General features: G+C 38.8%; 24 protein-coding genes and 1 riboswitch. Of the genes, 10 read left to right on the plus strand and 14 right to left on the minus strand.

Annotation, left to right across the window (positions count from 1 at the left end; all coding sequences use genetic code 11):
• Positions 1-670: HD domain-containing protein (locus tag VIG73_RS10895; protein WP_331641958.1), on the minus strand; the 670-nt coding region annotated here is incomplete at its 3' end.
• A 130-nt stretch (positions 671-800) separates the two neighbouring features.
• Between VIG73_RS10895 and VIG73_RS10900 the strand changes: the two genes are divergently transcribed.
• From VIG73_RS10900 to VIG73_RS10920, 5 genes are all read left to right on the plus strand, one after another.
• Complete coding sequence (locus VIG73_RS10900; protein ID WP_331641861.1) at positions 801-1,664, plus strand: lipoate--protein ligase family protein; 864 nt, start codon at positions 801-803, stop codon at positions 1,662-1,664.
• 398 nt (positions 1,665-2,062) lie between these two features.
• Positions 2,063-2,812, plus strand: a complete 750-nt coding sequence (gene hemQ / locus VIG73_RS10905) for a hydrogen peroxide-dependent heme synthase (RefSeq protein WP_331641863.1) — start codon at positions 2,063-2,065, stop codon at positions 2,810-2,812.
• A gap of 268 nt (positions 2,813-3,080) precedes the next feature.
• Positions 3,081-3,503, plus strand: coding sequence for a cell wall hydrolase (locus tag VIG73_RS10910; RefSeq protein WP_331641865.1), 423 nt, complete (start codon positions 3,081-3,083; stop codon positions 3,501-3,503).
• An 18-nt stretch (positions 3,504-3,521) separates the two neighbouring features.
• A complete protein-coding gene (gene gerQ / locus VIG73_RS10915; RefSeq protein WP_331641867.1) occupies positions 3,522-3,956 on the plus strand; it encodes a spore coat protein GerQ in 435 nt (144 codons plus the stop codon).
• A 71-nt stretch (positions 3,957-4,027) separates the two neighbouring features.
• Positions 4,028-4,276, plus strand: coding sequence for a hypothetical protein (locus VIG73_RS10920; protein ID WP_331641869.1), 249 nt, complete (start codon positions 4,028-4,030; stop codon positions 4,274-4,276).
• 3 nt (positions 4,277-4,279) lie between these two features.
• Here VIG73_RS10920 and VIG73_RS10925 read toward each other — a convergent pair whose 3' ends face one another.
• From VIG73_RS10925 to VIG73_RS10935, 3 genes are all read right to left on the minus strand, one after another.
• The gene (locus VIG73_RS10925; RefSeq protein WP_331641872.1) at positions 4,280-4,648 is read right to left on the minus strand and encodes a DUF423 domain-containing protein; all 369 of its coding nucleotides are present in this window, start codon (positions 4,646-4,648) and stop codon (positions 4,280-4,282) included.
• Between the two features lie 45 nt (positions 4,649-4,693).
• A complete protein-coding gene (locus tag VIG73_RS10930) occupies positions 4,694-4,957 on the minus strand; it encodes a DUF5327 family protein (RefSeq protein WP_331641874.1) in 264 nt (87 codons plus the stop codon).
• Positions 4,958-5,023: 66 nt separating this feature from the next.
• Positions 5,024-5,200 carry a hypothetical protein gene (locus tag VIG73_RS10935; RefSeq protein ID WP_331641876.1) on the minus strand — a complete coding sequence of 59 codons (177 nt, stop codon included), beginning with the start codon at positions 5,198-5,200 and terminating at the stop codon, positions 5,024-5,026.
• A 326-nt stretch (positions 5,201-5,526) separates the two neighbouring features.
• Between VIG73_RS10935 and VIG73_RS10940 the strand changes: the two genes are divergently transcribed.
• Positions 5,527-6,870, plus strand: a complete 1,344-nt coding sequence (locus tag VIG73_RS10940; RefSeq protein ID WP_331641878.1) for a YjiH family protein — start codon at positions 5,527-5,529, stop codon at positions 6,868-6,870.
• Between the two features lie 56 nt (positions 6,871-6,926).
• Here VIG73_RS10940 and VIG73_RS10945 read toward each other — a convergent pair whose 3' ends face one another.
• The 3 genes from VIG73_RS10945 to VIG73_RS10955 form a co-directional block, all read right to left on the minus strand.
• Positions 6,927-8,216, minus strand: a complete 1,290-nt coding sequence (locus tag VIG73_RS10945) for a nucleobase:cation symporter-2 family protein (RefSeq protein ID WP_331641960.1) — start codon at positions 8,214-8,216, stop codon at positions 6,927-6,929.
• Between the two features lie 8 nt (positions 8,217-8,224).
• Positions 8,225-8,812: a xanthine phosphoribosyltransferase gene (locus VIG73_RS10950; protein WP_331641880.1), complete on the minus strand. Its 588-nt coding sequence runs from the start codon at positions 8,810-8,812 to the stop codon at positions 8,225-8,227.
• Positions 8,813-8,990: 178 nt separating this feature from the next.
• Positions 8,991-9,092, minus strand: a riboswitch (purine riboswitch).
• Positions 9,093-9,714: 622 nt separating this feature from the next.
• On the minus strand, positions 9,715-10,548 hold the full coding sequence (locus tag VIG73_RS10955) for a Ku protein (protein ID WP_331641882.1): 834 nt from the start codon (positions 10,546-10,548) through the stop codon (positions 9,715-9,717).
• A gap of 109 nt (positions 10,549-10,657) precedes the next feature.
• Between VIG73_RS10955 and ligD the strand changes: the two genes are divergently transcribed.
• On the plus strand, positions 10,658-12,427 hold the full coding sequence (ligD, locus tag VIG73_RS10960) for a DNA ligase D (protein ID WP_331641884.1): 1,770 nt from the start codon (positions 10,658-10,660) through the stop codon (positions 12,425-12,427).
• Between the two features lie 114 nt (positions 12,428-12,541).
• Here the strand turns inward: ligD and VIG73_RS10965 are convergent, their stop codons facing one another.
• The 3 genes from VIG73_RS10965 to VIG73_RS10975 form a co-directional block, all read right to left on the minus strand.
• A complete protein-coding gene (locus VIG73_RS10965) occupies positions 12,542-13,936 on the minus strand; it encodes an L-cystine transporter (protein WP_331641887.1) in 1,395 nt (464 codons plus the stop codon).
• 411 nt (positions 13,937-14,347) lie between these two features.
• A complete protein-coding gene (chrA, locus tag VIG73_RS10970) occupies positions 14,348-15,517 on the minus strand; it encodes a chromate efflux transporter (protein ID WP_331641889.1) in 1,170 nt (389 codons plus the stop codon).
• 130 nt (positions 15,518-15,647) lie between these two features.
• Positions 15,648-16,433 carry a TerC family protein gene (locus VIG73_RS10975; RefSeq protein WP_331641891.1) on the minus strand — a complete coding sequence of 262 codons (786 nt, stop codon included), beginning with the start codon at positions 16,431-16,433 and terminating at the stop codon, positions 15,648-15,650.
• A gap of 810 nt (positions 16,434-17,243) precedes the next feature.
• Here VIG73_RS10975 and VIG73_RS10980 point away from each other — a divergent pair.
• Complete coding sequence (locus VIG73_RS10980; RefSeq protein ID WP_331641893.1) at positions 17,244-17,423, plus strand: SE1832 family protein; 180 nt, start codon at positions 17,244-17,246, stop codon at positions 17,421-17,423.
• A 45-nt stretch (positions 17,424-17,468) separates the two neighbouring features.
• Here the strand turns inward: VIG73_RS10980 and VIG73_RS10985 are convergent, their stop codons facing one another.
• Complete coding sequence (locus VIG73_RS10985) at positions 17,469-19,325, minus strand: sodium:proton antiporter (RefSeq protein ID WP_331641895.1); 1,857 nt, start codon at positions 19,323-19,325, stop codon at positions 17,469-17,471.
• A 270-nt stretch (positions 19,326-19,595) separates the two neighbouring features.
• On the opposite strand from VIG73_RS10985, the gene recQ reads away from it, so the two are divergent.
• A complete protein-coding gene (gene recQ / locus VIG73_RS10990) occupies positions 19,596-21,743 on the plus strand; it encodes a DNA helicase RecQ (protein ID WP_331641897.1) in 2,148 nt (715 codons plus the stop codon).
• A 241-nt stretch (positions 21,744-21,984) separates the two neighbouring features.
• On the opposite strand, the gene VIG73_RS10995 is transcribed toward recQ, so the two are convergent.
• Positions 21,985-23,223, minus strand: coding sequence for an aminopeptidase (locus tag VIG73_RS10995; RefSeq protein ID WP_331641900.1), 1,239 nt, complete (start codon positions 23,221-23,223; stop codon positions 21,985-21,987).
• A gap of 217 nt (positions 23,224-23,440) precedes the next feature.
• Between VIG73_RS10995 and VIG73_RS11000 the strand changes: the two genes are divergently transcribed.
• A complete protein-coding gene (locus VIG73_RS11000; protein ID WP_331641962.1) occupies positions 23,441-23,725 on the plus strand; it encodes a winged helix-turn-helix transcriptional regulator in 285 nt (94 codons plus the stop codon).
• A gap of 563 nt (positions 23,726-24,288) precedes the next feature.
• Here the strand turns inward: VIG73_RS11000 and hutH are convergent.
• Together hutH and VIG73_RS15755 are read right to left on the minus strand one after the other, a co-directional pair.
• Positions 24,289-25,770 (minus strand): histidine ammonia-lyase, encoded by a 1,482-nt coding sequence (hutH, locus tag VIG73_RS11005; RefSeq protein ID WP_331641901.1) that lies wholly within the window; start codon positions 25,768-25,770, stop codon positions 24,289-24,291.
• Between the two features lie 263 nt (positions 25,771-26,033).
• Positions 26,034-26,267, minus strand: a complete 234-nt coding sequence (locus tag VIG73_RS15755; protein WP_414648405.1) for an alpha/beta hydrolase family protein — start codon at positions 26,265-26,267, stop codon at positions 26,034-26,036.
• Positions 26,268-26,318 lie beyond the last annotated feature (51 nt).

A 26,318-nucleotide genomic window follows, 5' to 3' on the forward strand; every position in this document is an offset into this window, starting at 1 on the left:
GACTCATAATATAATCTTCTACAGCATGCATACCGGTGGACTTTATCACAACTTGGTCTTCTATCGGTCGCATCACTCGTAAGATCCGTTCCATATCAAAATGACCGTAACTGACACCGGTAAAGTAAGAGTCACGCTGTAAGTAATCCATTCGATCAGCATCAATTTGACTGGAAATTAAACTAACAACGAGTTTATTAGAATGCGTTTTATTAATGACATCAGCCACTTCTTGTGCAAATCCTGGATATACTTTTTCCAAGATTCGATTTGATTCTGTCTCTCCTAAAATAATTTGCTGTGTATAATGTTCATGATCCAGTTTGAAGACTTTTTCAAATGAGTGGGAAAACGGCCCATGTCCTAAGTCATGTAATAATGCTGCACAAAGACAGAGTAAACGATTCTCTTCATTCCAATGTTTTCTATGTCTAAAGTTATTGATGATGCGCCGAACAATTTCATACACCCCAAGAGAATGGTTGAAACGACTATGTTCTGCACCGTGAAATGTTAAATATGTTGTGCCGAGTTGTTTAATTCGTCTCAGTCGTTGAAATTCTGGCGTACCGATTAAATCCCATATCACACGATCACGCACATGGACATAGCGGTGGACGGGATCTTTGAATACCTTTTCTTCATGCAATTTTTCATCTTTGTATGCCATTTTTACCATTCAACTCGTTTCTTTTCGACGATGATTATGTATTATTATATAATAGTGTATCGAGAGTTAAAAGGGCAAATCAGATACGTCATTGTTTTTTCAAAATGAATGGTCTACGAAAGGAATTTATATGAAAACATTACATGATATTACCCAACATTCAATATTTCGTTATGTTGATCACACAAAAGAAACGACTTTTCAAAGCAAATCATATACAGCGGTTACATCTTTTGCGATTGATGATGCGATTGCAACAGCGGTTAGTCGCCATGCAGCGCCACCGACGATGCGATTATGGGTGCATCCAAAGACAGTTGTGCTTGGAATTCCAGACACACGTGTTCCTTATTTAGAGGAAGGGATTACGTTATTGAAAGAAGCAGGGTATCATGTCATTGTTCGTAATTCAGGTGGACTGGCTGTTCTATTGGATGAAGAGATATTAAATATTTCATTGATATTGCCAAATATGGGTGGAACTTCCATCTATGATTGTTATGAAGCGATGGTCACATTTGTTCAGTATATGTTAAAAGATGTGACACAAGATATCGAAGCATATGAAATTGTCGGTTCCTATTGCCCTGGTGACTATGATTTAAGTATTAATGGAAGAAAGTTCGCTGGTATTTCTCAGCGACGGATTAAAGATGCAGCGGCGGTACAAATTTATTTAGACGTGAATGGAGATAGTCAAAAGCGGGCACAGCTAATTCAAGACTTTTATCGGGTCGCCATTAAAGGAGAAAAGACGAAATTTACTTATCCTGAAGTTGACCCAAATAAAATGGCTTCATTAACAGAACTCACTGGTCACATAATGACGGTTGATGACATGATTCATCGAGCAAAGTCAACATTACAACATGTGAGTGAGGAGCTTGTCGAAGGGCGTTTTTCTTCAGATGAAATTGAAACGTTTCATTATCGCATGGGCATGATGGTAAAACGCAATGAAAAGATTCGGCAGATTGTAAATGACGTTCTTTAAGATAATGAGAAGCGATTGAGCCCTTGGGTTGATGAGTTTTCGGTTTCGGCTGGGACCGCGCAATTTTGACCCGGGATCGCGCGATTCTGCGATGCCAGGGCTCGGTTTCGGGTATCGGCGCTCGATTCTGAGGTGTCGGCGCTCGATTCTGGGGGGCCGCCGCTCGATTCTGAGGTGTCGCCGCTCGATTCTGGGGGACCAGCGCTCGATTTTAATTCATCGCTGCTATTTTTTACAAATTAGTGACAAATTGGTCAGCTTAAGTTCAATAGATTTGTTTTGTTATAGCGTCTGAAATGAATCCACTTCGAACGTTATGATATAGTAAAAATTAGGTTATGCTATGGATAACCGATTAGTCATGTTACTTATCATTTTACATAAAGGAGAGATGTTCGATGGTTGAAGCAGTAGAAACAATGGACGGTTGGTATTCTTTACATGATATGCGGTCTGTTGACTGGGTTTCCTGGAAGCTCGCGTCAGAACAAGAGCGTCAAGAGGCTATAACAAGCTTTCTGAAACTAATTGAAAAATGGGAAGCAGTTGAAGAAGCAAAAAATGGTAGCCATGCGATGTATACCGTCGTGGGGCAAAAGGCTGACCTATTGTTTATGTTCCTCCGTCCTACAATGGAAGAACTAAATGAACTAGAAACAGAATTGAATAAATCAAAAATGGCAGAGTTCCTCATTCCAGAGCACTCATATGTGTCCATTATTGAATTGGCAAAGTATCGCGAGTCAAAAGATGGTGTTGATCCGGAAACATTGCCAGAAATTCAAGCACGCTTGAAGCCAACTTTACCGAAATGGGAACATATCTGCTTCTACCCTATGAACCGACGTCGTATTGGTGATGAAAACTGGTATACACTTGAAAAAGATGTCCGTGGGAAGTTACTCTATGAACATAGTAAAACTGGCCGCAAATATGCTGGTAAAGTAAAGCAATTCATCACAGGTTCAATCGGTATCGATGATTGGGAATGGGGTGTGACTTTATTCGCGCATGACGCTTTAGAATTCAAGAAGATTGTCTATGAAATGCGCTTTGATGAAGTTAGCTCTCGTTACGGAGAATTCGGGTATTTCTTTGTCGGAAATATTTTAAAGAAACAAGCTGTTCCAGCGTTTTTACACGTATAATGCTATAAGGATAAGGGGTGTCGACAAGTCAATGATTGACTTGTCGACACCCTTTCTTGTAGATTGGTCTCTTGTTAAACGGGCTAGAAAATTAAATGAGATGTCGTGATTTCTCGATTGTAGTAAGCAAACACCCCTTATTCAATCCCAGGCTTTCTTCTTCTTTTTTCTTTTTCATCTCTAAAAACTCATTATCATATTTCTTCATCACTAACATACATATCAGTAATGGAATGCTAAATTTATGGACAGAAATGAGGTGGATTGTTTGGCTGTTGTTCCAATGACTGAAGAGAACATTAATCTTTTAGCACGGTTAATACGGGCTGAAGCGGAAGGTGATGGGAAACTCGGGATGCTGATGGTCGGGAATGTTGGCGTTAACCGTGTTTTGGCCACTTGTCTTGATTTTGTTGACATACGTACGATTCCCCAGATGGTCTTTCAAAGTCCAGGGGGGTTTGAAGCAACACAAAAAGGATATTTTTATCAACGAGCACGAGATATTGATAAAGAGCTAGCGAGGAAGGTGATGATGGGAAATCGGTCTCATCCAGCAACAAATGCGCTTTGGTTCTTTAAACCACCTGGAAATTGTCCAGCCCAATGGTTTAATCAGTGGAACAGTGGCAGATTTAAATCACACTGCTTCTATAGACCCCTACAATCAGAATGTCCGACTGTATATTAAATAATAGGAGGTTTTTTAATGAGTGAACACCATCATGGATATACGAGTAATCATAGTTATCCCTACTTTTATTATCCGGCATCATCGCCAGCATACTACCCGGCTTATGCTTATCGGCAGTTTGCACAACAAACACAACCAACGCAGCCTATACAAACACAAATTGATGTCCCTGGCATGTTACCTGCCGAACAATCGTATATCGAAAATATTTTACGCTTAAATCGCGGGAAACATGTGACAGCTTATTTACGTTTTAATAGTAATCAAAAAGCATTTAAAGGGCGTATTGAAGCGGCTGGACGGGACCATTTGATTCTAAGTGACCCCGAAACAAATAAACGTTATCTTCTGCTGATGGTCTATCTTGATTATGTCGTTTTTGATGAACCGATTAATTATGAATACCCATTTCAGAATCAAGGTCAAATGGCAACATACACACCGAGATAAAACATAAAAAAGGATAGCATCGTTTCCAATGCTATCCTTTCTTTTACCTTGTTAAGAATGAGGCGATGATGATGAGACATCCTTTTGAAAGACTCATGTTGTGGGAAATGGTATCCCTTGGTCTTGCTTTTCTATTCGGATTCATAGCACTTATCCGGGGGTCTTTTTCCTTTATGATTATGACCCTTTTCTTGCTCATCATAAGCCTTGTATGTAATGGCATGTTATTATTATATACTAATCGTTCGCCACTTGCGTTAAAACAAATTCTACGAGGTGTGCTTGTCTTTATTATTATCGTAATATTATTTATTCAATGATAGTCATACGATTTTCATTACAGCGTATCCAAGGAGAACCCAGCCAATTAAAAAGGTGACCCCACCAAATGGTGTAATCATAGCTAATGCGCGAACGCCTGTTGTCGCATAAAAATATAGGCTTCCTGAAAACAAGACAATGCCAATTAGAAATGCCCAACCAGCCCATGTTAAACTTGCTAAATGACTCTTTGCTAAAAGTAAGCCTGTCACTAGCAGTGCCGTCGTATGGAACATTTGGTAATTTACGGCCTTTTCCCAAACTTTTAAGGATTGATCAGAAATTTTCCCTTCTAAACCGTGTGCACCAAAGGCCCCTAAGGCAACAGCAAGAAATCCGTTAATAATACCAAAAAGTAAAAACAACTTCATGTTTGATATCCCTCTTTTTCTATGTTCTGTTCTGAAACATCTTATTTAAAAATCAAATATCGATGTTCCATTTGCTTCTTCATGATGAATGGATGGCTGCTTTTTTTGTTGACCGAGCATCACTTTCATTTCTTCATCTGTTATATGTTGTGATGACGGAACAGATTTATGTTGTTCAGCCTCCAGAAATAATTCACATAACAGTTTTATTTTTTCTATATGTTTAATGAACGTTTGGGAATCTGCTTTTGTTGCGTGTTCTAATTCTTTCTGCATTTTTTGTAAAATAATGGTGTTTTTTACCGCCATTCTTACAACTCCTTCCCATCATTAAATAGTATAGCACGTTCTTATTTGATTCACGAGAATGTTAGTCTAAATGAAGAATGTATTGTGATAATAAGACAATGCGGAGGTTAGAGGTGTGCGTGTTTCCTGTATTTCTATGAGGTGGCGTTCATATAATTCAGACACAAACTCCAATTCCTCTTTTTTTAAGGGACGACCGAGTTCTTTTTCAATCTTAAGTTTCCACTCTAATAAAGATTCCACAAGAAATCCTCCTTCTTTCACACACACATTTTTGTTTTATTGTACCTTTATTTCATATAAAAGGCAAGATTTCGAATTTATATAACAGTTGGAATTGAATCTTTCCCTTACAAATCATTTTACCCTTTCAATTTTATACATTTTTTTGTATAATAATAAAGTATTAAACTTCATTTTAAAATATAAAAAAGGAATGACCTCCCTAGATCTCGATAATTGGGAGTTGAATAAATTGCCTCAAAATCCGAGAAGTACTCAGTAGCACTCTTGTCCAGTAGAGACTAAGAATGACGCAATTCACTATTATACAGATTGGAAGATAGCTAATGAAAAAGTTTACAATAAGTGACCAGTTACGGTTTATCGTACCGTCTTTGATCGGTGTATTATTATTTATGGTCCCCATTAAAATGAATGATGGATATTCTATCTTAATTGCCCTATTTGCTAACAAAGTTCAAGATGCTTTAAAAAATGAATTATCCTTAATTATGATGAGCATCATTATTTTAACAGCTATATTGACCCTTGTTGTGAGACTAATAGGGGAAGAAAAAATAAGACAGATGCCTTTTATCTATAAATTATTTTATGTTAGTCCTTTTTGGGTTATGACTCGTCTTTTGGCCGGTGTTTTTTCTATTATGGTTTATTTTGAATTAGGCTCTGAGGTCATCTATGGCGAAAATACGGGTCAGCTTTTGCTTGGTGATTTATTACATGTTCTATTCTCAGTCTTTTTATTTGCTGGACTATTTCTCCCACTGTTAACGAATTTTGGTTTATTAGAAATGGTCGGAACATGGATGACAAAGATTATGCGACCATTATTTAAGTTGCCTGGTCGGTCTGCTATTGATGCACTTGCATCATGGATTGGTGATGGGACAATTGGTGTCCTATTAACGAGTAAACAATATGAAGGTGGCTATTACACGAAACGAGAAGCTGCTGTGATTGGGACAACATTCTCGATTGTCTCCATTACGTTCACCCTTGTCATAATTGAACAAGTTAATTTACAACATATGTTTGTACCTTTCTATTTAACAGTTCTTTTAGCTGGGTTTGTCGCAGCGATTATTATGCCACGCATTCCACCACTTTCGAAAAAAGAAGATACGTATGTTCGAAAGTCAATTAAACCCGTTGATGAATCGATTCCTGAAGGTTATAACTCCTTCTCATACGGTTATAAAAATGCTGTTGAGCGTGCTAAAAAAGAAAAAGGTTTTGGTCAATTTTTAAAAGAAGGGATTCAAAACGTCTTTGATATGTGGATGGGAGTTGCGCCAGTTGTCATGGCGTTTGGACTGATTGCATTAATGATTGCCGAGTACACACCTCTATTTCAGTGGTTAGGATATCCGTTTATCCCGCTTTTAGAGCTCATGCAAGTCCCTGAAGCTGCGAAAGCATCCGAAACAATGTTAATCGGTTTTGCTGATATGTTTTTGCCAGCTGTATTAGGTGCTTCTATTGAAGCTGAGATGACGCGATTTATTATTGCAACTTTATCGGTTACACAACTGATTTATATGTCTGAAGTGGGTGGTCTTTTACTCGGTTCGAAAGTACCTGTTTCATTTAAAGATTTATTTATCATTTTCCTACTACGAACGCTTATTACATTACCGATTATTGTAGGAATAGCTCACTTGTTGTTTTAATAATGCATCTTGATACAAAAAAGGTGTCCCAGCTTAGGAGTCGGGACACCTTTTTTCTATGCTTTATGAGGGACGCTTTGTTCAGTTTCTTTTCTTGAAGAAGGCAACATATGAAAGATAATATTTAATATTATAGCAGTAAAACTTCCCGCGACAATGCCGTTACTTGTTAAGATTTGGATGCTTGCAGGAAAAACACCGAAAATTTCTGGAACGACGGTTACACCAAGACCAAGCCCAACAGAACAAGCGACGATTAAAGCATTTTCTTGAGATTCAAAAATCGTTTTAGATAACATTTTAATACCTTGAGCAACAACCATTCCAAACATGGCGACCATTGCTCCACCAAGAACAGCAGGTGGAATAATTGTTGTTAATGCGGCTACTTTCGGGAAAAACCCGAGTAGTACAAGCATAATACCCGTAATTGCAATGACTTTTCTAGAACGAACACCTGTCATTTGTACGAGTCCGACATTTTGTGAGAACGCTGTATAAGGAAAAGCATTAAAAATACCACCTAGAACTATAGCGAGTCCTTCAGCACGATAACCACGGACTAAATCATTTTTATTCATATCCTTTTCACAAATATCACCGAGAGCGAAATAAACACCGGTTGATTCAACGAGTGAAACGATGGCAACGAGAATCATCGTAATAACGGCCGACCATTCGATTGTTGGTGTACCAAAGTAAAAGGGTTGTATCATATGAAAGAAAGATGCCTCTTTAACAGGAGCAAAATCAACCTTACCCAGAACGAATGCTGCGATTGTTCCGCCAGCCATCCCTAGCAAAATAGCAATTGAGCGGGTAAAGCCTGTTGTATATTTATATAATAAAATGATAAGACATAATGTCCCAAAAGCTAGGCCGATATTTGTTAGTGAACCGAAATCGCTCGCACCTTGGCCACCACCCATATTATTGATTGCTACAGGTATTAACGTAATTCCAATAATGGTAACGACTGATCCCGTGACGACTGGAGGGAAGAATTTTACGAGATGGCCAAAGACACGACTAATTAACATAACAAAGATTCCTGAAATAAGAATCGCTCCATAAATAGCCGAAACACCGTACTCCCCACCGATAGCTAACATTGGACCAACTGCTGTAAATGTACAGCCAAGCACGACTGGTAAACCGATTCCGATTGCTTTTCCACGTATGACTTGTAGAAGAGTCGCAATACCACACATTAAAATATCAATCGCAACAAGATATGTGAGTTGTTCAGACGTTAGTCCGAGTCCTTGACCAACGATAAGCGGTACAATCACTGCTCCGGCATACATCGCTAATAAATGTTGTAACCCGAGCGCTGTTAATCTCATATTCGATTTCATCTCGTGATGTTCTCCTCTCTAAAACGGATCTGTCCATTAGATAGAGAGTCAATAATAGCAAGTGATTCGACGCGAATACCAGCCTCACGTATTTTTTCGCCTCCGGATTGAAAGCCTTTTTCAATCACAATCCCTGCTCCCGCAATATCAGCTCCTGCTTGTTTGACTAAGTCATAAAGGCCTTTTAATGCTTGGCCATTTGCTAAGAAATCATCAATGAGTAAAATAACATCATCTTTTTCAATCATATTTTTTGATATCGAGATGTCATTTGATTCTTGTTTTGTAAACGAGTAAACCGTTGCTGTATAGAGATTGGAGGATAATGTAAGTGATTTTCTTTTTCTAGCAAAAACAACAGGTAATTGCATTTCTAGCCCAGCCATGGTTGCCGGTGCAATACCTGATGATTCAATCGTAACAATCTTAGTAATCGGTGCATCACTAAAACGTTTAGCAAATTCTTTTCCAATTGCTTGCATGAGTTGAGGATCGATTTGGTGATTTAAAAATGTATCGACCTTTAGCACTGTGTCTGATAACACTTTCCCTTCGCTGATAATTTTTTCCTTAAGTGCCTTCATTCTACTATTGTTCCCCTTTCCGATTAGATATCTCGGCATATGATATTATTAGTCTTTTAGAATATACGCGCGTCTTCCAGAAATAAAAAAAGCCCTGGAAACTCCATAACATGAGTGGAGCTATGTCCCAAGGCTAGTACCTGTCAAACAGGAAGCAGATAGATGATTAAAAAAAATCTATCCAAACAAAGCTACTCATAGTCGGTTTGTTTCCGGCAAACCGGTAGAAACTCGCGAGCCATATTCTCGCCATTATATGAGAGTGAATTTTTAATTGAATATTTTTATTATAGCATGAGAAACCTAATTTGCAATGGAAAATGTTGTCCTTGTTCGGGATATAATTAGAATTAATCTCCACTTGCCACTCCTTCTAGCGAGGGACGGACTTACATACCGACTTGTCGTTTCTTTTTCACGAGAGGCTGTATTGGAGCTTCAATGTGTTGTCTCGTTGGGGTTTATCGCCACGAGAGGCTGTATTGAAGCTTCAATGCGTTGTCTCGTTGGGGTTCTATCCCACGAGAGGCTGTATTGATGCCTCAATGCGTTGTCTCATTGCGTTTTTTATCCACGAGAGGCTGTATTGGAGCTTCAATGCGTTGTCTCGTTGTGGTTTATTCCCACGAGAGGCTGTATTAGAGCTTCAATACGTTGTCTCGTTGCGTTTCTTTCTCACGAGAGGCTGTATTAGAGCTTCAATACGTTGTCTCGTTATGTTTTTCTCCGGCGAGAGGCTGTATTGAAGCCTCAATGCTTTGTCTCATTGCGTTTTATCATCATGAGAGGCCACATTAAGTCCTCAACGCATTGTCTCCTTCTAGTTGAACTTCGGAAAAATATGGTTTTGGGCAAAAAAACTAACCTCAAGCGATATGAGACAGTGTTTAATTACGACGCGGTTATTCAGCTGTTTTCTTCTTAGCTGTTTTTCTTTTTGGCTGACGCGGTTTTGTTTTTTCTTTTCTCGCCTTTTCTAAAGAAGCCTGGAGAACTTCCATGAGATCAGTTACATTATCAGGTGTTGGTGCTTTCGTCGTTGTTGTCACGTCTTTCTTCTCTTTTTTCTCTTCAATTAAACGAATTAATGCGTGACGATACTCGTCTTGATATTTTTCAGGGTCAAATGTTGTTGTCAGTTGGTCGATTAATAACTTTGCTGTGTCCAATTCCTTTTTAACGGTCTCGACTGCTTCTGGGACGTTTGGAACATCGGCGACTTGTCTCACTTCATCTGGATAATGGATTGTTTCTACGACGATTGTATTTTCATAAACACGAATAACAGCAAGCCTCGCTTTAGAACGAATCATCATTTTAGCAACACCGATTTTCCCTGTTTCATGAAGTGCTTGGCGTAGTAGACCGTATGCCTTCAATCCACCTTCGTTCGGTGATAAATAATAACTTTTATCAAAATAGATCGGATCAATCTCCTCAAGTTTCACAAAATCAATAATTTCTACTGCTTTATCGGTCTGTTCTCTTTGAATCGCTTTTAAATCATCTTCTTCTAAAATGACAAATTTATTTTTCACATATTCATACGCTTTGACGATTTCATCATTTTTAACCTCTCGCTCACATACGGGGCATGTTTTTTGGTAATTAATCGGTGTTTGGCATTCTTTATGGAGCTGACGCAGGGAAATATCCTTATTTTCAGTAGCGGCGTGCATTTTTACAGGAATGTTCACAAGACCAAAGCTGATTGTTCCTTTCCACATGGTATGCATATCAATCGCTCCTTTTCCTTTAGTTTGTGATAGGGATTATAATCTATTCATTTACATAGGATGATTTTTTAGAAAATGGCATAACCTAGTTTTTAAGGAGCGTGTACATATGGACATAATGAAACCTGTCGTTTCGTTGGATTTACCTATGGGTGATGACTGGTCTTATGAGATTAAATATGATGGATTCCGCTGCGTCTTAAAGTGGACTAAACGAGACATTCGTCTTTTGAGTAAAAATAATCACGATTTAACAGATAAATTTCCGGAGATAATTGATTTTTGCCAAGCAAATAAATCGTCCGTTTCAACTATTCTTCCCCTTACGATTGACGGTGAATTAGTTATTTTAAATCATCCGTATCAAGCGAATTTCTCACTTATGCAATCACGAGGAAGGTCAGGGAAAAGAATGAAGCCAGCACAATTCATCGCTTTTGATTTATTAACACGAGATGGACAATCACTTGAACAGCAAACTTATAAAGAACGACGACAGCAATTGGAAACATTATTTAAAATTTTGCCACACGACATTTTTTCGCCATTGCGTCTGATTGAAATTTTTTCCAAAGCAATAGAGTGTCAACAGATTGTTTTTGCGAATAAAAGTGAAGGAATCGTTGCCAAGCGAAAAAGTAGTCTCTATCGCCCTGGTAAAAAACATCATGACTGGTTTAAAATTAAAAACTGGCGGAAAATAACGGGGATTTTAACGGCTTATGATGAACAGAATGGTTATTTTTCGGTTGCCGTTTATGATCGGGATACATTGAGTCACATTGGAAAATGTAAGCATGGTTTACGTGGTGATGAAGCTGACATATTGCGACAATTTTTCCGAGAAAACGGGGAGATCTCGGGTTCTATATTGCATTTACCGCCAACGATATGTTCTGTTATTAATACGCTTGATTTACATGGTAATGAACTTCGTGAACCACAATTTGTCCGACTTGCACCTGATATTCAGCCCAAGGCGTGTACGATTGAACGGCTAAAACAAGATATGGCGATGCTTCCTCCATCGATTTCTTTTTCTAACTTGGAAAAAGATTATTGGCAAGATGTCACGAAATTGGATTTTCTCATCTATATGCGTGAAATCTCCCCTTATATGTTGCCTTTTCTAAAAAATAAAGCAGTCACACTCATTCGGTCTCCGGATGGCATTTTTGGGGAGAGTTTTTTTCAAAAACATGTACCACCTTATGCTCCTGAATCCATTCGCAACATGTCCGACGGTGAACTGATTCGTTGTGACGATTTAACAGCTTTCCTTTGGTATGCTAATCATGGTGCGATTGAGTACCATCTCCCTTTTCAAACCATTGGATCTGATTATCCTGATGAAATTGTGTTTGATCTTGATCCACCTGATCGCGATTATTTTTATTTAGCCGTGCGAGCAGCGCTTTTAATTAAGCAGATGCTTGACCACTTTCATTTATATGCGTTTGTTAAAACATCGGGTAACAAAGGCATACAAATTCATATCCCCATTCCCGAGGGCAGTCTATCCTATCAAGATACTGGCGTATTTACACAAGCAATCGCTTTTACCGTTGAAAAGCAATATCCCGATTTATTTACGACTGAACGCTTCATTGCTAAAAGAGGTAAACGATTATACTTAGATTATGTGCAACATGGTAAGAACAAAACGATTATCGCTCCCTACTCTCCGCGGAAAACCGAAGAGGCAAGCGTTGCAACCCCTTTGTTTTGGGAAGAACTAACAGAATCATTCAAGCCTGAACAGATGACAATGACACATGTACTAGAACGGGTGAAGTTGAAGGGGTGTCCATTCGGATCCTATCATGTCGTCCGAGAAATACAACCGTTGGAGAGAGTTTTAAAAATGGTACGTGATTAGAATGGATAAGGTAAAAAACTACCGGATATCATTAACACTTGTTCAGTGTTTTGAATACCCGGTAGTATATCTTAAAAAATTGCATCCCTCTATGTTTACATACAGTCCCTCATGCTAGAGTACCATCTTCTCATCAAGGGTCGTTTTGTCGTGGAATTGCTTGATATTTAATTTCTTCAAAATGCGAGCTGTTAACGTTCCTGCTAAAATACTATCATTGACATTAACTGCTGTACGTCCCATATCGATTAAAGCTTCGATTGAAATTAAGATCCCCGCTAGAGCAACAGGTAAGCCCATTGATGATAGAACGATTAACGCAGCAAATGTTGCCCCTCCACCGACACCAGCGACACCGAATGAACTAATACCAATGATGAGGACAAGTTTTACAATAAATTCAGGTGCTAATGGGTCAATTCCGACTGTCGGAGCAATCATGACAGCAAGCATCGCTGGGTAGAAGCCCGCACAGCCATTTTGCCCAATGGTTGCTCCGAATGAAGCAGCCATATTTGCAATTCCTGGTTCTACACCGAGAGTTTCACGTTGTACTTGACTTGTCAAAGGAATTGAACCTGCACTTGAGCGAGATGTAAAGGCAAACGTCAAGACGGGCAAGGCTTTTTTCAAATAAGTGAAAGGATTTAAACCAAACAGTGCGAGCAAGACAAGATGAAAAATAAATATAACGAATAAACCGACATACGAAGCAATGACAAATTTACCTAGTTCCATAATGCCTGATACACTCGTTTTCGCAACTGTGTTAGCCATTAAAGCTAATATCCCAAACGGTGTTAAACGTAAAATTAAAGTTACCATACGCATAACGACCGCATGAACGGCATTCACGATTTTCGTAAATAGTTCAGCTTGCTCTGGTTTTTTCCGTCGTAAACCAAGAACTGCAATACCAACAATCATTGAAAAGATAACGACTGAGATTACAGATGTCGGTCGCTCTCCTGTCATATCTAAAAAGATATTAGACGGGATGAAGCTTAATATTTTTTGTGGTGTAGATAGATCTTCAACTTCAGTCAGACGCTCCTCCATCACAAGTCCGCGTTCTTCTTCTGCCTGCCCTGCTTCAATTTGGGCAGCATCTAAATCAAACACGGTTGATGTTACAATCCCAATTAAAGCGGCAACCATCGCTGTTGTGACGAGAATACCGATAATCCAGGCAGAAATTTTCCCTAATTCACTCGACTTCTCCATATTAATAATCGATTGAATGATTGAGACCATGACTAATGGCACAACGATCATCATTAGAAAGCGGATGTAACCACTCCCGACAATACTATACCAATCAACTGTTTGTGCCAATACTTCTGATTCAGCACCGTAAACATATTGCAGTAAAACTCCAAGTACAATACCGATACCGAGTCCTGTAAAGACGCGCTTCGAAAAAGATACATGTTTCTTTTGCATATAAATTAACAGACCAATAAAAACTAGTAATATAATAACGTTTATAAGTACAAACCATGAATCCATTTTCTTTCCTCCTCGTTATTTTATTCATCGTATGTCCTGAAATCAAAATACGTTACATACAATTCATATGGATTTACTATGAATTAACTATACAAAGGGTTGTGAAAAATTTCAAGTGAATGCTCTTATTTTCTTTACAAAAAATATAACTTCCGGAAAACTGAGTAGTCAATTATTTTCGAATAAAAAAAGCTTATTCCCCTCGTCATGTTTGAACCCAATTTTATCGTCCTAATCTTAATTGGCCTATATCTCATTATTACTCAATATATTGCAAGTCTTACGATTCTCCGAAAGAATAAAACCACATGATATCAAATTTTAAAAAGCTGCTCTCTTTAATCCTTCAGACCTGAAATAGGAACTATTAAAAATAGCTCCCGCATGATACTGGGAGCTTTTCTTATTTTATTAAACGTATGTTAATACTTCACCAAAAACGATACCTAAAATAACAATGAACCAAGCTGGTAATTTCCACACATTCAGTAGGAAAAATAATATAAGTGCCAAAGCAAAGTCAGCACCGCTAAATATTGAACTTGTGAAAACTGGATCATAAAAGGCTGCTAATAAAATACCGACAACGCTTGCATTAACACCTGTTAATATCCCTTGAAAACGAGGACGTGTTCTTAATTCTTGTAAAAAAGGTAATGTACCAATGACAAGTAAAAATGATGGCAGAAATATAGCAATAGTAGCCAATATAGCACCAGGAATGCCGTTAATCATTGCTCCGAGATAACTAGCGAACGTAAAGAGTGGACCTGGTACAGCTTGGGCCATCCCATACCCAGCAAGAAACTCACCACTAGTAATCAAGTCAGGAACAACTTCTCTTTCTAAAAGGGGCAAAACGACATGACCGCCACCGAAGACTAATGACCCGACCCGATAAAAGGTATCCATAAGATTCAGCGATTGGCTATTCAGTAACAGAGCCCCGATTGGTAAGCCAATGATGAGTATGGTAAAGAGTATAAGAGCAAAGATGCCATGTTTTTTTGAAAACGGAACATGGAACTGGATGTTTGCCTCTTGCTCTTTACCTACGAACAAGATATAACCTATGATCCCAGCAACTATAATGACAACAATTTGTAACCACGCCGAAGCGAACAAAAGCATAGCAAGTGCTGATGTTAAAGCAATTGCTAAACGGGGGCGGTCTGGTGTTAGCTTTTTCCCGAGGCCAATTAAAGCATGTGCGACGACTGCCACAGCAACAATCTTCAAGCTACTAATCCAAGTCGCATCCCCTAATGTATAGGATTGATACACAAATGCAAACAGAACTAGGACTAAGACAGATGGCAACGTAAATCCAATCCAAGATAAGATGCCACCTGCTAGGCCACCGCGTAACATACCGATCGCCATGCCGACTTGACTACTAGCGGGTCCAGGCAAAAATTGACAAAGCGCAATCACATCTGCATAGGTCCGATCATCAAGCCATTTGCGTTTATCAATATATTCATCTTTAAAGTAACCGAGATGTGCAACCGGTCCGCCAAATGAGGTTAAGCCTAACTTTAATGAAGCTAAAAAGATTTCAAGTAATGACTGTTTCTTCATATTGCCTCCCATAAAAACTCATTTAGATAGTCTAAAGATAGCATATGACAGTTATTTTGTATCCATTTTTTACAAACTCTTTACATAAATCTAGAGATTTTACTCATTCCAGACAAAAAAAACGAGCGGATTAAACACGCTCGCTTTGTTTGTCTCTACCTGATAAAAACCAACCGAGAACAGCTACCCCAACTAACACAGAGTAGAAAATGATTTTCCATAATGTTGAATGTGGAAATTCGTGTGGAATCAAAGCGATTTCCTCGTGGGCGAAAACGAGTAAGGCTAATTTAACACCGACCCATCCAACAATGATGAATGCTGCGATTTCGAGACCAGGTTTTTTATTTAATAACTCGACGAATACATTAGCAGCAAATCGCATGATAATTAATCCAATCATACCACCAGCTAATACAACGGTAAATTGTCCGGCATCTAAACTACCGATTTGTCCTAATCCTGTAGCAGGGAGGGCGACAGCCAAAGCAACCGCTGCTAAGATGGAATCAACCGCAAAGGCTAAATCCGCAAATTCAACTTTGACAACTGTCATCCAAAAACTCGCTTTTGACACTTCTTGTTGCGTTGTATCTTCTGGTAACGGTTTTTCTTCTGTATCATCTTTTGATCTTAATTTCGTATACAGGTGATGAATCGACATAATTAGTAAATAGGCCGCACCAAGTGCTTGTACCCACCAAACATCGACAAGAAACGAAATAATAAACAATGATCCAAAACGTAAGACAAAGGCACCGAGTAAGCCATAAAAGAGTGCTTTTTTTCGTTGGATTTTCGGTAAATGTTTAACCATAATTGCTAAGACGAGCGCATTATCAGCTGCTAATAATCCTTCTAATCCAACTAAAATAGCTAAAACCCATATATATTCCATCAATAATTGTATATCCATTATCTTCACTCCTATATCATTCAGTCCGGCAAAAGTTACGGTTTATTTCGCATATTGCTATTCTTAGTTATCATTCCCTCCCACTAATATTCTAAAAACAAAAAGGCCTCTACCATGAACGGTAAAGGCCATTAAAAAAGAGACCTCTACCTTGACTTGGTAAAGGTCTCGCTAACAATTCAATATCATTGCCAGATTAAGCCGGAGATTTCTCTCGTCATGACGACTTAAACTGTACAGCTACTCCCCTTTAGGAATATGCGATTAATTTCATTAAACACTGTTTTGCAAAAAATGTCAATCATTTTTTATAGATTTATGCGTTTTCTTATCATGAGAGGCCGTATTGGGGTTTCAATGCGTTGCCTCATTGGGGTTTATTCCCACGAGAGGCCGCTTTGACGATTCAATGCGTTGCCTCGTTGGGGTTCATCGTCACGAGAGGCTGTATTGAAGCCTCAACGCGTTGTCTCGTTGGGGTTCATCGTCACGAGAGGCTGTATTGAAGCCTCAATGCGTTGCCTCGTTGGGGTTCATCGTCATGAGAGGCTGTATTGAAGCCTCAATGCGTTGTCTCGTTGGGGTTCATCGCCACGAGAGGCTGTATTGAAGCCTCAACGCGTTGTCTCGTTGCGTTTTATTCCTACGAGAGGCCGTATTGACGCTCTAACACAATGATGTCTTTCGAAGCTTTTTATCATGAGAGGATGCATTAGTGTTTCAGCGATGTATATAGTCGGCTTTCTAACAGCATAGCCATTGCAGTTATTTTAGTGACTTGCTACACTAAATTTAAAGGGGTGGTTAAATATGTCAAAAAAAGCATTGCTAGATGAATTAGATAATTTAAAAGCAGACTATGCACGGATCCAAAGCGACATGGATAAATTAGAATATGTTAAAGGAAGAGTTTCGTCTGCAGAAGAGCAACTTATTCGCCTGGAAAAAGAAATTGCGGAAGTCTATAAGAAGCTCGAAAAATATGACTAAATATAGAAAACGCTTAGACATTTTATAGTCCAAGCGTTTTTATATTTATTCTTCTGAGTCATTGTTTCGCTTTTTTTCAATCTTTGCTTGAATTTTCGCTTGTTCTTTCGTTGGAGGTGTGATACTAACGATAACATCACCAACTTCTGGTACTGGCTTCATGTCCTCTGTAAAAAACTTCACCGCACCAGATGGTTTAATCAAATAAAGATAAATGGTGTTATTGTCTTTCTCATCCATATAGTGTTTAAACGTAAATTGATTCGTAATCGTTGTATGACGAAAAACAAATCCGCTCTCAAGCATCTGATTTAATTCAGTCATCGTCACTTCTTCTTTAAATAAAACACGCCCCGCAACTTTTGGCACGATTTCACGTGTTGTGTTAATGTTCATTTGGTCATATGGACTGACTTTAAACACATTGGTGCGACCGTATTCAGGCATAAATGTTGTACAAATAAGTGAATTATAAAATGGATCATCTGATGCGGCAATTAAATATTCATAAGGCATCGTATCGAAATGGTATTCCGTTTGCTCGGAAAGCATCTCACCATGATAGAACGGGATACCTGCTTCGCGAGCACGGCGTAATTTCCGCCATGACGAGTCAACGATAATAACTGGAATATCTACTTTTTGTAACGTTTTTGCTAATTCAACAGTGAATCGGTTGCAACCAACAATTAGCGTCCCTGGATGCCCTTCCATTGATAGGTTTAACTTTTTCGCCAATGGCCCGATTGAAAACCCATGTGCTAAAACGGTAAAGAATACTAAGCCGAATGTTAATGTCGTCAGGATGGTTGCATCTTTAAACCCTGCTTCTAGGAGAATACCTGCAAAATAACTCGATACAGTTAATGCGACAATTCCCCGTGGAGCAATCCAACCGACAAGCATTTTTTCATTAAGCGTCAAACTCGTCCCGATCGTCGATAGGAAAATGGATAGTGGGCGAACAGCAAACATCATTAATAACACATAACCGATAATATTCGGCTGGAAAATTTGTAATAACGTCTCAAGTTGTAACGATGCAGTTAGCATGATGAAAATAGCCGATATTAAAAGAATCGACATATTTTCTTTAAAATGCCTCATCTCTGTGACAGAACTAACACCGATATTAGCTAAAGTGAGACCCATTGCTGTAACTGAGAGTAATCCGGTACTGTGAACGATTTCGTCTGGAATGGTAAAACAGAGAATGACGACGATAAATACAGTCGGAGATTTTAAAAATTCAGGGATATACCCTCTTTCAAACATCCAACCAATTCCACGACCACATGCCCATCCAAAAAGAGCAGCAAAGACAGATGCAGCAAAGAAAAGGAGAAGTCGTGTACCACTTGGATCTTCAGCAGTGAAGTACAAAATAATTTCAAAGGCGAAGACAGCGAGTAAGGCACCAATCGGGTCAACAATAATCCCTTCCCATTTTAAAATCTTCGCTGGGCGTGGTTTAAGTTTTGATTGTCTTAAAAGTGGCATAATAACCGTTGGACCAGTGACGATAAACAGCCCACCGATAACAAAAGCAACTGCCCATGATAAGCCTGCTATATAATGTGCTGTGAGCGATCCAAGGATCCAAGCAATAAATGCACCTACCGTGGCAATACGAAAAATCGGACGCCCGATACCTGTTAATTCTTTAAAACGTAAATTTAAACTACCTTCAAAAAGAATAATCGCAACGGCCACGGAAATAAATGGATTATATAAACTTCCAAAGTCTTCTTGTGGATTAATCCAACCAAAGATAGGTCCGATTAATAGTCCGGTTATCGACATAATGACAATGGCAGGCATTCTAAAACGCCAAGCAATCCATTGTGAACCAATCCCCAAAAGACCAATTAACATAATTTCAAATAATAATGATGGATTCATGTCATCCCCCTGTGAATTCTAATTTTTAGTAAAATATAAAGACATTGTATATGGGTTTGAACAAAAAGTAAACAGCTACCCTTAAAAAATTCACTTTATTTATATGACAGTAACTTTATGTTTTAATTTCCCTAGATAAACATAAATTAATCACTTTCTGATATGAAATGTGAATAACTTGACATTGTGCATAGGAAAATCATATTTTTATGTTTTCATTTATTACTAAAAAATATGATAGGATTGAGTAGAAGAAAGAGAGGGATTTCCATGTCTAATCAACCAGAGAAAATCCTACAAACCTATTTTGGTTATTCATCTTTTCGACCAGGTCAGAAAAAGGTAATTGATCATATTTTACATAGACGGCATACACTTGCCGTTATGCCAACTGGTGGTGGAAAATCTTTATGTTATCAGATTCCAGGGCTCATTATGGATGGAACAGCTATTATTATCTCTCCCCTTATTTCATTAATGAAAGACCAGGTTGATGCCCTGATATCATTAGGAATTGCAGCAACATTTATTAATTCATCTTTGTCTAATGATGAGCAACGAGACAGACTAAAGGGACTGCAGGCCGGACGATATAAATTCGTTTACGTTGCGCCAGAACGTTTTGATTCCAATTGGTTTATGCAAATCATTCAATCGATCCCTATTTCATTTGTTGCCTTTGATGAAGCACACTGTATCTCACAATGGGGTCATGATTTTCGCCCAAGTTATCGTTTGATTGTCCCCGTTTTAAAACAATTAAAGCATGTTAATACATATGTTGCTTTAACGGCTACTGCTACAGAACAAGTGATTTCAGATATTCAATCATTATTAGATATTCAACCAGATCATATTGTCAACACGGGTTTTAAACGTGAAAATTTATCTTTCCACGTCGTTAAAGGGAAGGATAAACGCAGCTATTTACGAACATTTTTAGAAAAGCGAACCGAGGAATCAGGAATTATTTATACTGCGACACGAAAACAAGTTGATGGTTTATATGAATGGTTAAAGAGAGAAGACTATTCGGTCGCTAAATATCATGCTGGCTTATCAGAAGAAGAGCGACAGCTTGCACAGACGCAATTTGTTCATGATGAAGTCAACATCATGATTGCAACGAATGCATTTGGCATGGGAATAGATAAATCAAACGTTCGTTTTGTTATCCATTATGCGATGCCAATGAATATCGAATCCTATTACCAAGAAGCTGGACGTGCTGGTAGAGACGGTGAACCGAGTGATTGTATTTTATTGTATTCTCCACAAGATGTGCAATTGCAAAAGTTTCTAATCGAGCAATCCATGATGGATGACGTCGCGAAACAAAAAGAATATGAAAATTTACAAGCAATGGTTAATTATTGTCATACCCATAGCTGTTTAGCCTCATATATTTTGCAATATTTTAATGATGTGGAGCCAATTGAAGCATGCGAGAAGTGTAGTAACTGTACGTTTCGTAAAGAAAAAGTCGATATGACTGAGGAAGCACAGATGATTTTATCCTGTGTGAAGCGGATGGGTGAACATTATGGGATTAGTCTAACGGCCAAAGTGTTAAGAGGTTCACTCGATAAAAAAGTACGCCAACTTGGGTTTACGACGTTATCAACGTATGGGTTACTTTCAAATTATACCGAAAGAGAGATTACAGGATGGATTCAATTTTTAATCGCAGAAGGCTTACTGCAATCTGTCGGCGGGCGTTATCCGACGTTAAAATTAAATGCTCAGTCGGTCGATGTGTTAAAAGGGAAACAAACCGTGACCATGTATACCGCTCCCATTCCAACCGTTGAAACAACCGATTATTACGAAGATTTATTTATGGAATTGCGACAACTTCGTAAGCAAATTGCGGATGAAATGGAAGTCCCGCCATATGTGTTATTCTCAGATGCGACATTAAAAGATATGTGTCGTTACCTTCCGAAATCGAAGGAGGAATTTTTACAAATCAAAGGTGTCGGTGAACGAAAATATGAGCAATATGGCGAAACTTTTCTAGAGGCCATTGCAACCTGGCATGCTTCCCATCCGGAGAAAAAGGCACGGATTCAGATTACAGATTGGACAGAGTCATCTTCGCGTCCATCGCATCGTGAGGATTCGCGCGCTAGCCACTTAATCAGTTATGAGCTTTTTAAGTCGGGAAAGACGTTTAAGGAAATCGCCATCATGCGTGATTTGTCACAACAGACGATTGAAAGTCATATTTTTAAAGCATATCAAGAGGGCCATACAGTCATCTGGGATATTTTTTTCAATGAGAAAGAAGAGGCACTCGTTTTAGAAAAGCACCGCGAAATCGATGAACCGCGGCTAAAACCATTAAAAGAAGCCTTGCCTGAGGAATATAGTTATACGCTAATTAAAGCTGTCTTAGTGAAACATGGATTGATGTAGAGAGGAGGGTAGTCGTTACGGGCTCTATATGAAGAGGCGATTTTAGACTTTAGTTAGTATCTTGTTCATTTGGGGAGTGTGCTGGACGCTAAGTTGAGGCGTGGGGTGCTCGATTCTAGCCTGAGGCCGTTCGATTTTGGGCGTGGAGGGCTCGATTAGTCGTGAAACCCCCGGCTTTCGCCTACCTCACTATAAAATAAACAAGGTGTAGAAAAACAAGCATTTTCTACACCTTTTCTTATTATTTTATATCTATGGCCCAAGTACCGTTTCGAAAGACGGGTTCTGTTGTGCCATCAGCAAGGACACCATCAATATCAAGTTTTTCTGAACCGATCATAAAGTCTACATGGGTGATGCTATCGTTAACGCCGTGCTTGTCAAGCTCTTCTTTTGTCATATCAGAACCGTCAGCTATGTTAATCGGGTATGCTTTACCGAGTGCGATATGACATGAAGCATTTTCATCAAATAATGTATTATAAAAAATTAATCCTGATTGTGATACAGGCGATTCATGTGGAACGAGAGCTACTTCACCAAGACGCTTCGCACCTTCGTCGGTATCAAGCAAATGTTTTAACGTATCTTCACCTTGTTCTGCTTTATAATCAACGACTTTTCCGTCTTTAAACGTTAAGCTGAAGTTATCGATGAGGCTACCACCATAGTTCAATGGTTTTGTACTTGATACGGTTCCATTGACACCATATTTATGCGGCATTGTAAACACTTCTTCAGTTGGCATATTCGGGTTAAACGTAATCCCTTCTGCTGATTTTTCAGAGCCCCCTGCCCAAATATGACCATCTGGTAGTTCGATTTCTAAATCAGTTCCAGGTGCCTTAAAGACAATTTTCTTATATTTTTTCTCATTTAAAACCGTACGTGCCTTATGAAGTGTTTGGTTATGCTCTTCCCATGCTGCAATTGGATCTTCTTGATCAACGCGAACAATTTTCACAATCGCTTCCCATAGACTTTTTGTTGCTTCTTCTTTCGTTAGATCTGGGAAGATTTTTTGAGCCCAGTCACCTGTTGGTACGGAAATAATCGACCATGTTATTCGGTTGGTCATTGTATATTCCCGAAACTTCGTCAATGCTTCCCCTGATGCTTTGTTCGCTAAAGCAATTCGTTTCGGATCCACGTCTTTTAAGAGGTCTGGATTTGTGGAAAAGATATTGAGGACCGCGCCTCCATCTTCTGCAATTGAATTATAAAGTTTCACACGCCATTCAGGAAACGAACCAATTACTTCTTCTGGAGCATGCTGAAATTTCAAAAGTTGCAGCTCGTCATCAACCCAATTGATAAGGACATCTTTAGCACCGATTTCCCACGCTTTTCGTATAACAACTTTTGTGAAATCTGCCGTTTCAATTGGAGCTGTAATCATAATCGGTTGACCTTTTTGTAAATTTACTCCTGTTTTCAATGCTAATTCCGCATATTTTTCCATCGTTTTTTGATTAATCATCGAATTCCCTCCATTACACTTGATTCTTTAATTATTTCACAAAACAAGAAATAGTACAATTAAGAGTGTAAATGTATAAATCCCCTATTTTACACCTAGTTTACATTATGTTATGATAAGTATAGGTTACTTTTTGTAAGTTATTATATAGTTAAAATAGATATTATAGATAGAGGGGATATTTTTGGCTCCATTATGTCCGAAGTTTGAAAAAGCGATGCAGTTATTTAGTAAACGATGGGTTGGACTTGTCCTTTCTGAATTATTAAAAGGTACAAAACGTTTTTCAGAGATGGAGGCGGACTTACCTATTAGTGGAAGGCTACTTTCCGAACGTTTAAAGTTGCTTGAAAAAGAGGGGATTGTCGATCGGAAAGTTTATTCCGAATTTCCGGTTCGCATCGAATACTCATTAACTGAAAAGGGAAAAGCATTAGAACCAGTTATTCGAGAAATCGAGGACTGGGCAGAAAAATGGGTCACGCTTAAATGCGAGAAATAATAATGTAAAATGCATTATATTACGTTGCGTTAAAGCTTCAATACAACCTCTCACGAGAAAAATACAGAACGAGGCAACGCATTAAAACCCCAATGCAGCCTCTCACGATGAAAATACACAGCGAGGCAACGCATTGAAGCGTCAATACAGCCTCTCGCGTGAAAAATACGCAACGAGACAATGCATTGGAGCTTCAATACTGCCTCTCACGATGAAAATACACAACGAGACAACGTATTGAAGCCCCAATACAGCCTCTCACGAGAAAAATACGCAACGAGACTACGCATTGAAGCCTCAATACAGCCTCTCAGCATGAAAATACACAACGAGACAACGGATTGAAGCCCCAATACAGCCTCTCACGAGAAAAATACGCAACGAGACAACGTATTGAAGCCTCAATACTGCCTCTCAGCATGAAAATTCGCAACGAGACTATGCATTGAAACCCCAATACTGCCTCTCACGATGAAAATACACAACGAGGCTATGCATTGAAGCCTCAATACAGCCTCTCAGCATGAAAATACACAACGAGACTACGCATTGAAACCCTACAATTAGTTTTCTTTAAGCCATGTCGTTAATTTCTCAATATCTGTATGAAATATTCGGTCTCTCTCAATCGATGGAACGACTTCTCTCGCCTGTTTATATAATTCGCGTGTTTGTGAAGCCATTTGGTCAACGCCATAATGTTCAACCGCTTGCATGGCACAAATTAATTCAATGGCAATCACCATCCGCGTATTTTGTAGCATCATATAAGCATGTCTGGCAGCAATCGTTCCCATACTAACATGATCTTCTTGATTAGCTGATGATGGAATGGAATCGACACTTGCTGGGTGTGCTAATGTTTTATTTTCTGATACGAGTGATGCAGCGGTATATTGTAAAATCATCGCCCCGGATTCAAGACCTGGATTTGGACTTAAAAATGGTGGCAAACCGTTATTTAATTGCGGATTGACTAAACGTTCAATTCGTCGTTCTGATAAATTTGCTGTTTCTGCAACGCCTAATTTCAAGAAGTCCATTGCAAATGCAATTGGTTGCCCATGGAAGTTTCCTCCTGATATTACTTTTTCAGCTTCTGAAAAAATCAGTGGATTATCGGTCACGGCGTTGATTTCGGTTTGCAATTTCTCTTTAGCATAGTGAACGGTTTGCCAAGATGCGCCAAGTACTTGTGGTATACAACGTAATGAATAGGCATCTTGGACTCTTACTTCTCCCTGCTTCGTAATAAGAAGACTATCCTTTAATAATTCACGCATCCGTCTAGCCACTCCAATTTGTTCCTCGTGACCACGAACCACATGTACCGCCTCATCAAAGGCATCGATAATCCCCCTTAGCCCTTCGAATGTCATCGCAGCAATCTGCTCACTCTGATAAAGGAGTTTCTCCATTTCGAAAAAGGCAATGGCCCCAACGGCAGTCATCGCTTGTGTCCCATTAATAAGCGCAAGGCCTTCCTTCGCTTCAAGTCTCAGTGGTGTGAGCTGGGCCTGAGCCAAAGCCTCTATCGTTGGCATACGTTTCCCTTTATAAAAAACCTCCCCTTCACCAATCACAGTTAAAGCTAAATGGGACAGGGGTGCGAGATCACCACTTGCACCGAGTGAACCTTGTTCAGGGATAACTGGATGAATCCCCGCATTAACATAATCTAATAATTGTTCAACTAAGCGAACTCGAACACCGGAATACCCTTTACTTAAGGCGATTGCTCTTAATAGAACCATAGCACGACTAACATGCTCAGAAAATGGTTCACCTACACCACAAGCATGGGAACGGATCAAATTTAATTGTAATGTTGTTAAATCTTTACTTGGAATAATCACATCACTAAATTTGCCAAATCCTGTATTAATACCATACATTGTCTGTTCCTTATCAATCAGCTCTTCAACTATTTGCCGATTAGCATGAATTCGAGTTTTGACTTCACCGGATAAGGTGACCTTCTCCCCATGTAATACAATTTTCTTTACTTCTTCTAGTGTAATACCGTGTTCTGATAAATATATCATCTTGCACCTCCATTGCATTACTTTAATGTCATAAAGCGCATAAAAAAAGGAGACTATCGAATGATAGCCTCCTTAAAAAATTAAATAACGGAATGAATCCTAATTGATACATATCCTCCACACCTTATAACCTTTATAATTATATTGTAAGCGCTTACTATTTATTTGACAAGGATTTTTTTACTTATAGCGTAGCGACCGCCCATTTAATGCCAAAGCATCATAAATTTAGTATTCGCTACACCTACATAAAACAATCGACCTTACAAAAATCGATCTAAAAACTCGCGAATAGCACGAAAACCTTTGATTCGATTTTCTCGTTTAGACAAGCCATGGCCCTCATCTTTAAATATGATATATTCAACTGGTACACCATTTTCCCTTACCTTTTCAACAATATCATCAGACTTTACTTGTGAAACGATAAGTGGCTTGTTAATTTTTGAGCGTGAAAGAGCGGTGAAATACTGCTGATATATTCTTTCTGTTTGTATGGATCACCAATTTTTTTATCAACCCTTCACGCATACTTTCCCACCATTTGA

The organism is Cerasibacillus sp. (assembly GCF_036516575.1).
GTDB lineage: Bacteria > Bacillota > Bacilli > Bacillales > Amphibacillaceae > Cerasibacillus.

Coding starts and splice junctions, on each gene's coding strand:
- VIG73_RS10940 (WP_331641878.1), top strand. CDS start 5,527: ATGAAAAAGTTTACAATAAGTGACCAGTTACGGTTTATCGTACCGTCT.
- ligD (WP_331641884.1), top strand. CDS start 10,658: ATGGACATAATGAAACCTGTCGTTTCGTTGGATTTACCTATGGGTGAT.
- VIG73_RS10950 (WP_331641880.1), bottom strand. CDS start 8,812: ATGAAGGCACTTAAGGAAAAAATTATCAGCGAAGGGAAAGTGTTATCA.
- VIG73_RS10920 (WP_331641869.1), top strand. CDS start 4,028: ATGAGACATCCTTTTGAAAGACTCATGTTGTGGGAAATGGTATCCCTT.
- VIG73_RS11000 (WP_331641962.1), top strand. CDS start 23,441: ATGCAGTTATTTAGTAAACGATGGGTTGGACTTGTCCTTTCTGAATTA.
- chrA (WP_331641889.1), bottom strand. CDS start 15,517: ATGAAGAAACAGTCATTACTTGAAATCTTTTTAGCTTCATTAAAGTTA.
- hutH (WP_331641901.1), bottom strand. CDS start 25,770: ATGATATATTTATCAGAACACGGTATTACACTAGAAGAAGTAAAGAAA.
- VIG73_RS10930 (WP_331641874.1), bottom strand. CDS start 4,957: ATGGCGGTAAAAAACACCATTATTTTACAAAAAATGCAGAAAGAATTA.
- VIG73_RS10980 (WP_331641893.1), top strand. CDS start 17,244: ATGTCAAAAAAAGCATTGCTAGATGAATTAGATAATTTAAAAGCAGAC.
- VIG73_RS10925 (WP_331641872.1), bottom strand. CDS start 4,648: ATGAAGTTGTTTTTACTTTTTGGTATTATTAACGGATTTCTTGCTGTT.
- gerQ (WP_331641867.1), top strand. CDS start 3,522: ATGAGTGAACACCATCATGGATATACGAGTAATCATAGTTATCCCTAC.
- recQ (WP_331641897.1), top strand. CDS start 19,596: ATGTCTAATCAACCAGAGAAAATCCTACAAACCTATTTTGGTTATTCA.
- VIG73_RS10955 (WP_331641882.1), bottom strand. CDS start 10,548: ATGCATACCATGTGGAAAGGAACAATCAGCTTTGGTCTTGTGAACATT.
- VIG73_RS10975 (WP_331641891.1), bottom strand. CDS start 16,433: ATGGATATACAATTATTGATGGAATATATATGGGTTTTAGCTATTTTA.
- VIG73_RS10900 (WP_331641861.1), top strand. CDS start 801: ATGAAAACATTACATGATATTACCCAACATTCAATATTTCGTTATGTT.
- hemQ (WP_331641863.1), top strand. CDS start 2,063: ATGGTTGAAGCAGTAGAAACAATGGACGGTTGGTATTCTTTACATGAT.
- VIG73_RS10995 (WP_331641900.1), bottom strand. CDS start 23,223: ATGATTAATCAAAAAACGATGGAAAAATATGCGGAATTAGCATTGAAA.
- VIG73_RS10965 (WP_331641887.1), bottom strand. CDS start 13,936: ATGGATTCATGGTTTGTACTTATAAACGTTATTATATTACTAGTTTTT.
- VIG73_RS10985 (WP_331641895.1), bottom strand. CDS start 19,325: ATGAATCCATCATTATTATTTGAAATTATGTTAATTGGTCTTTTGGGG.
- VIG73_RS10945 (WP_331641960.1), bottom strand. CDS start 8,216: ATGAGATTAACAGCGCTCGGGTTACAACATTTATTAGCGATGTATGCC.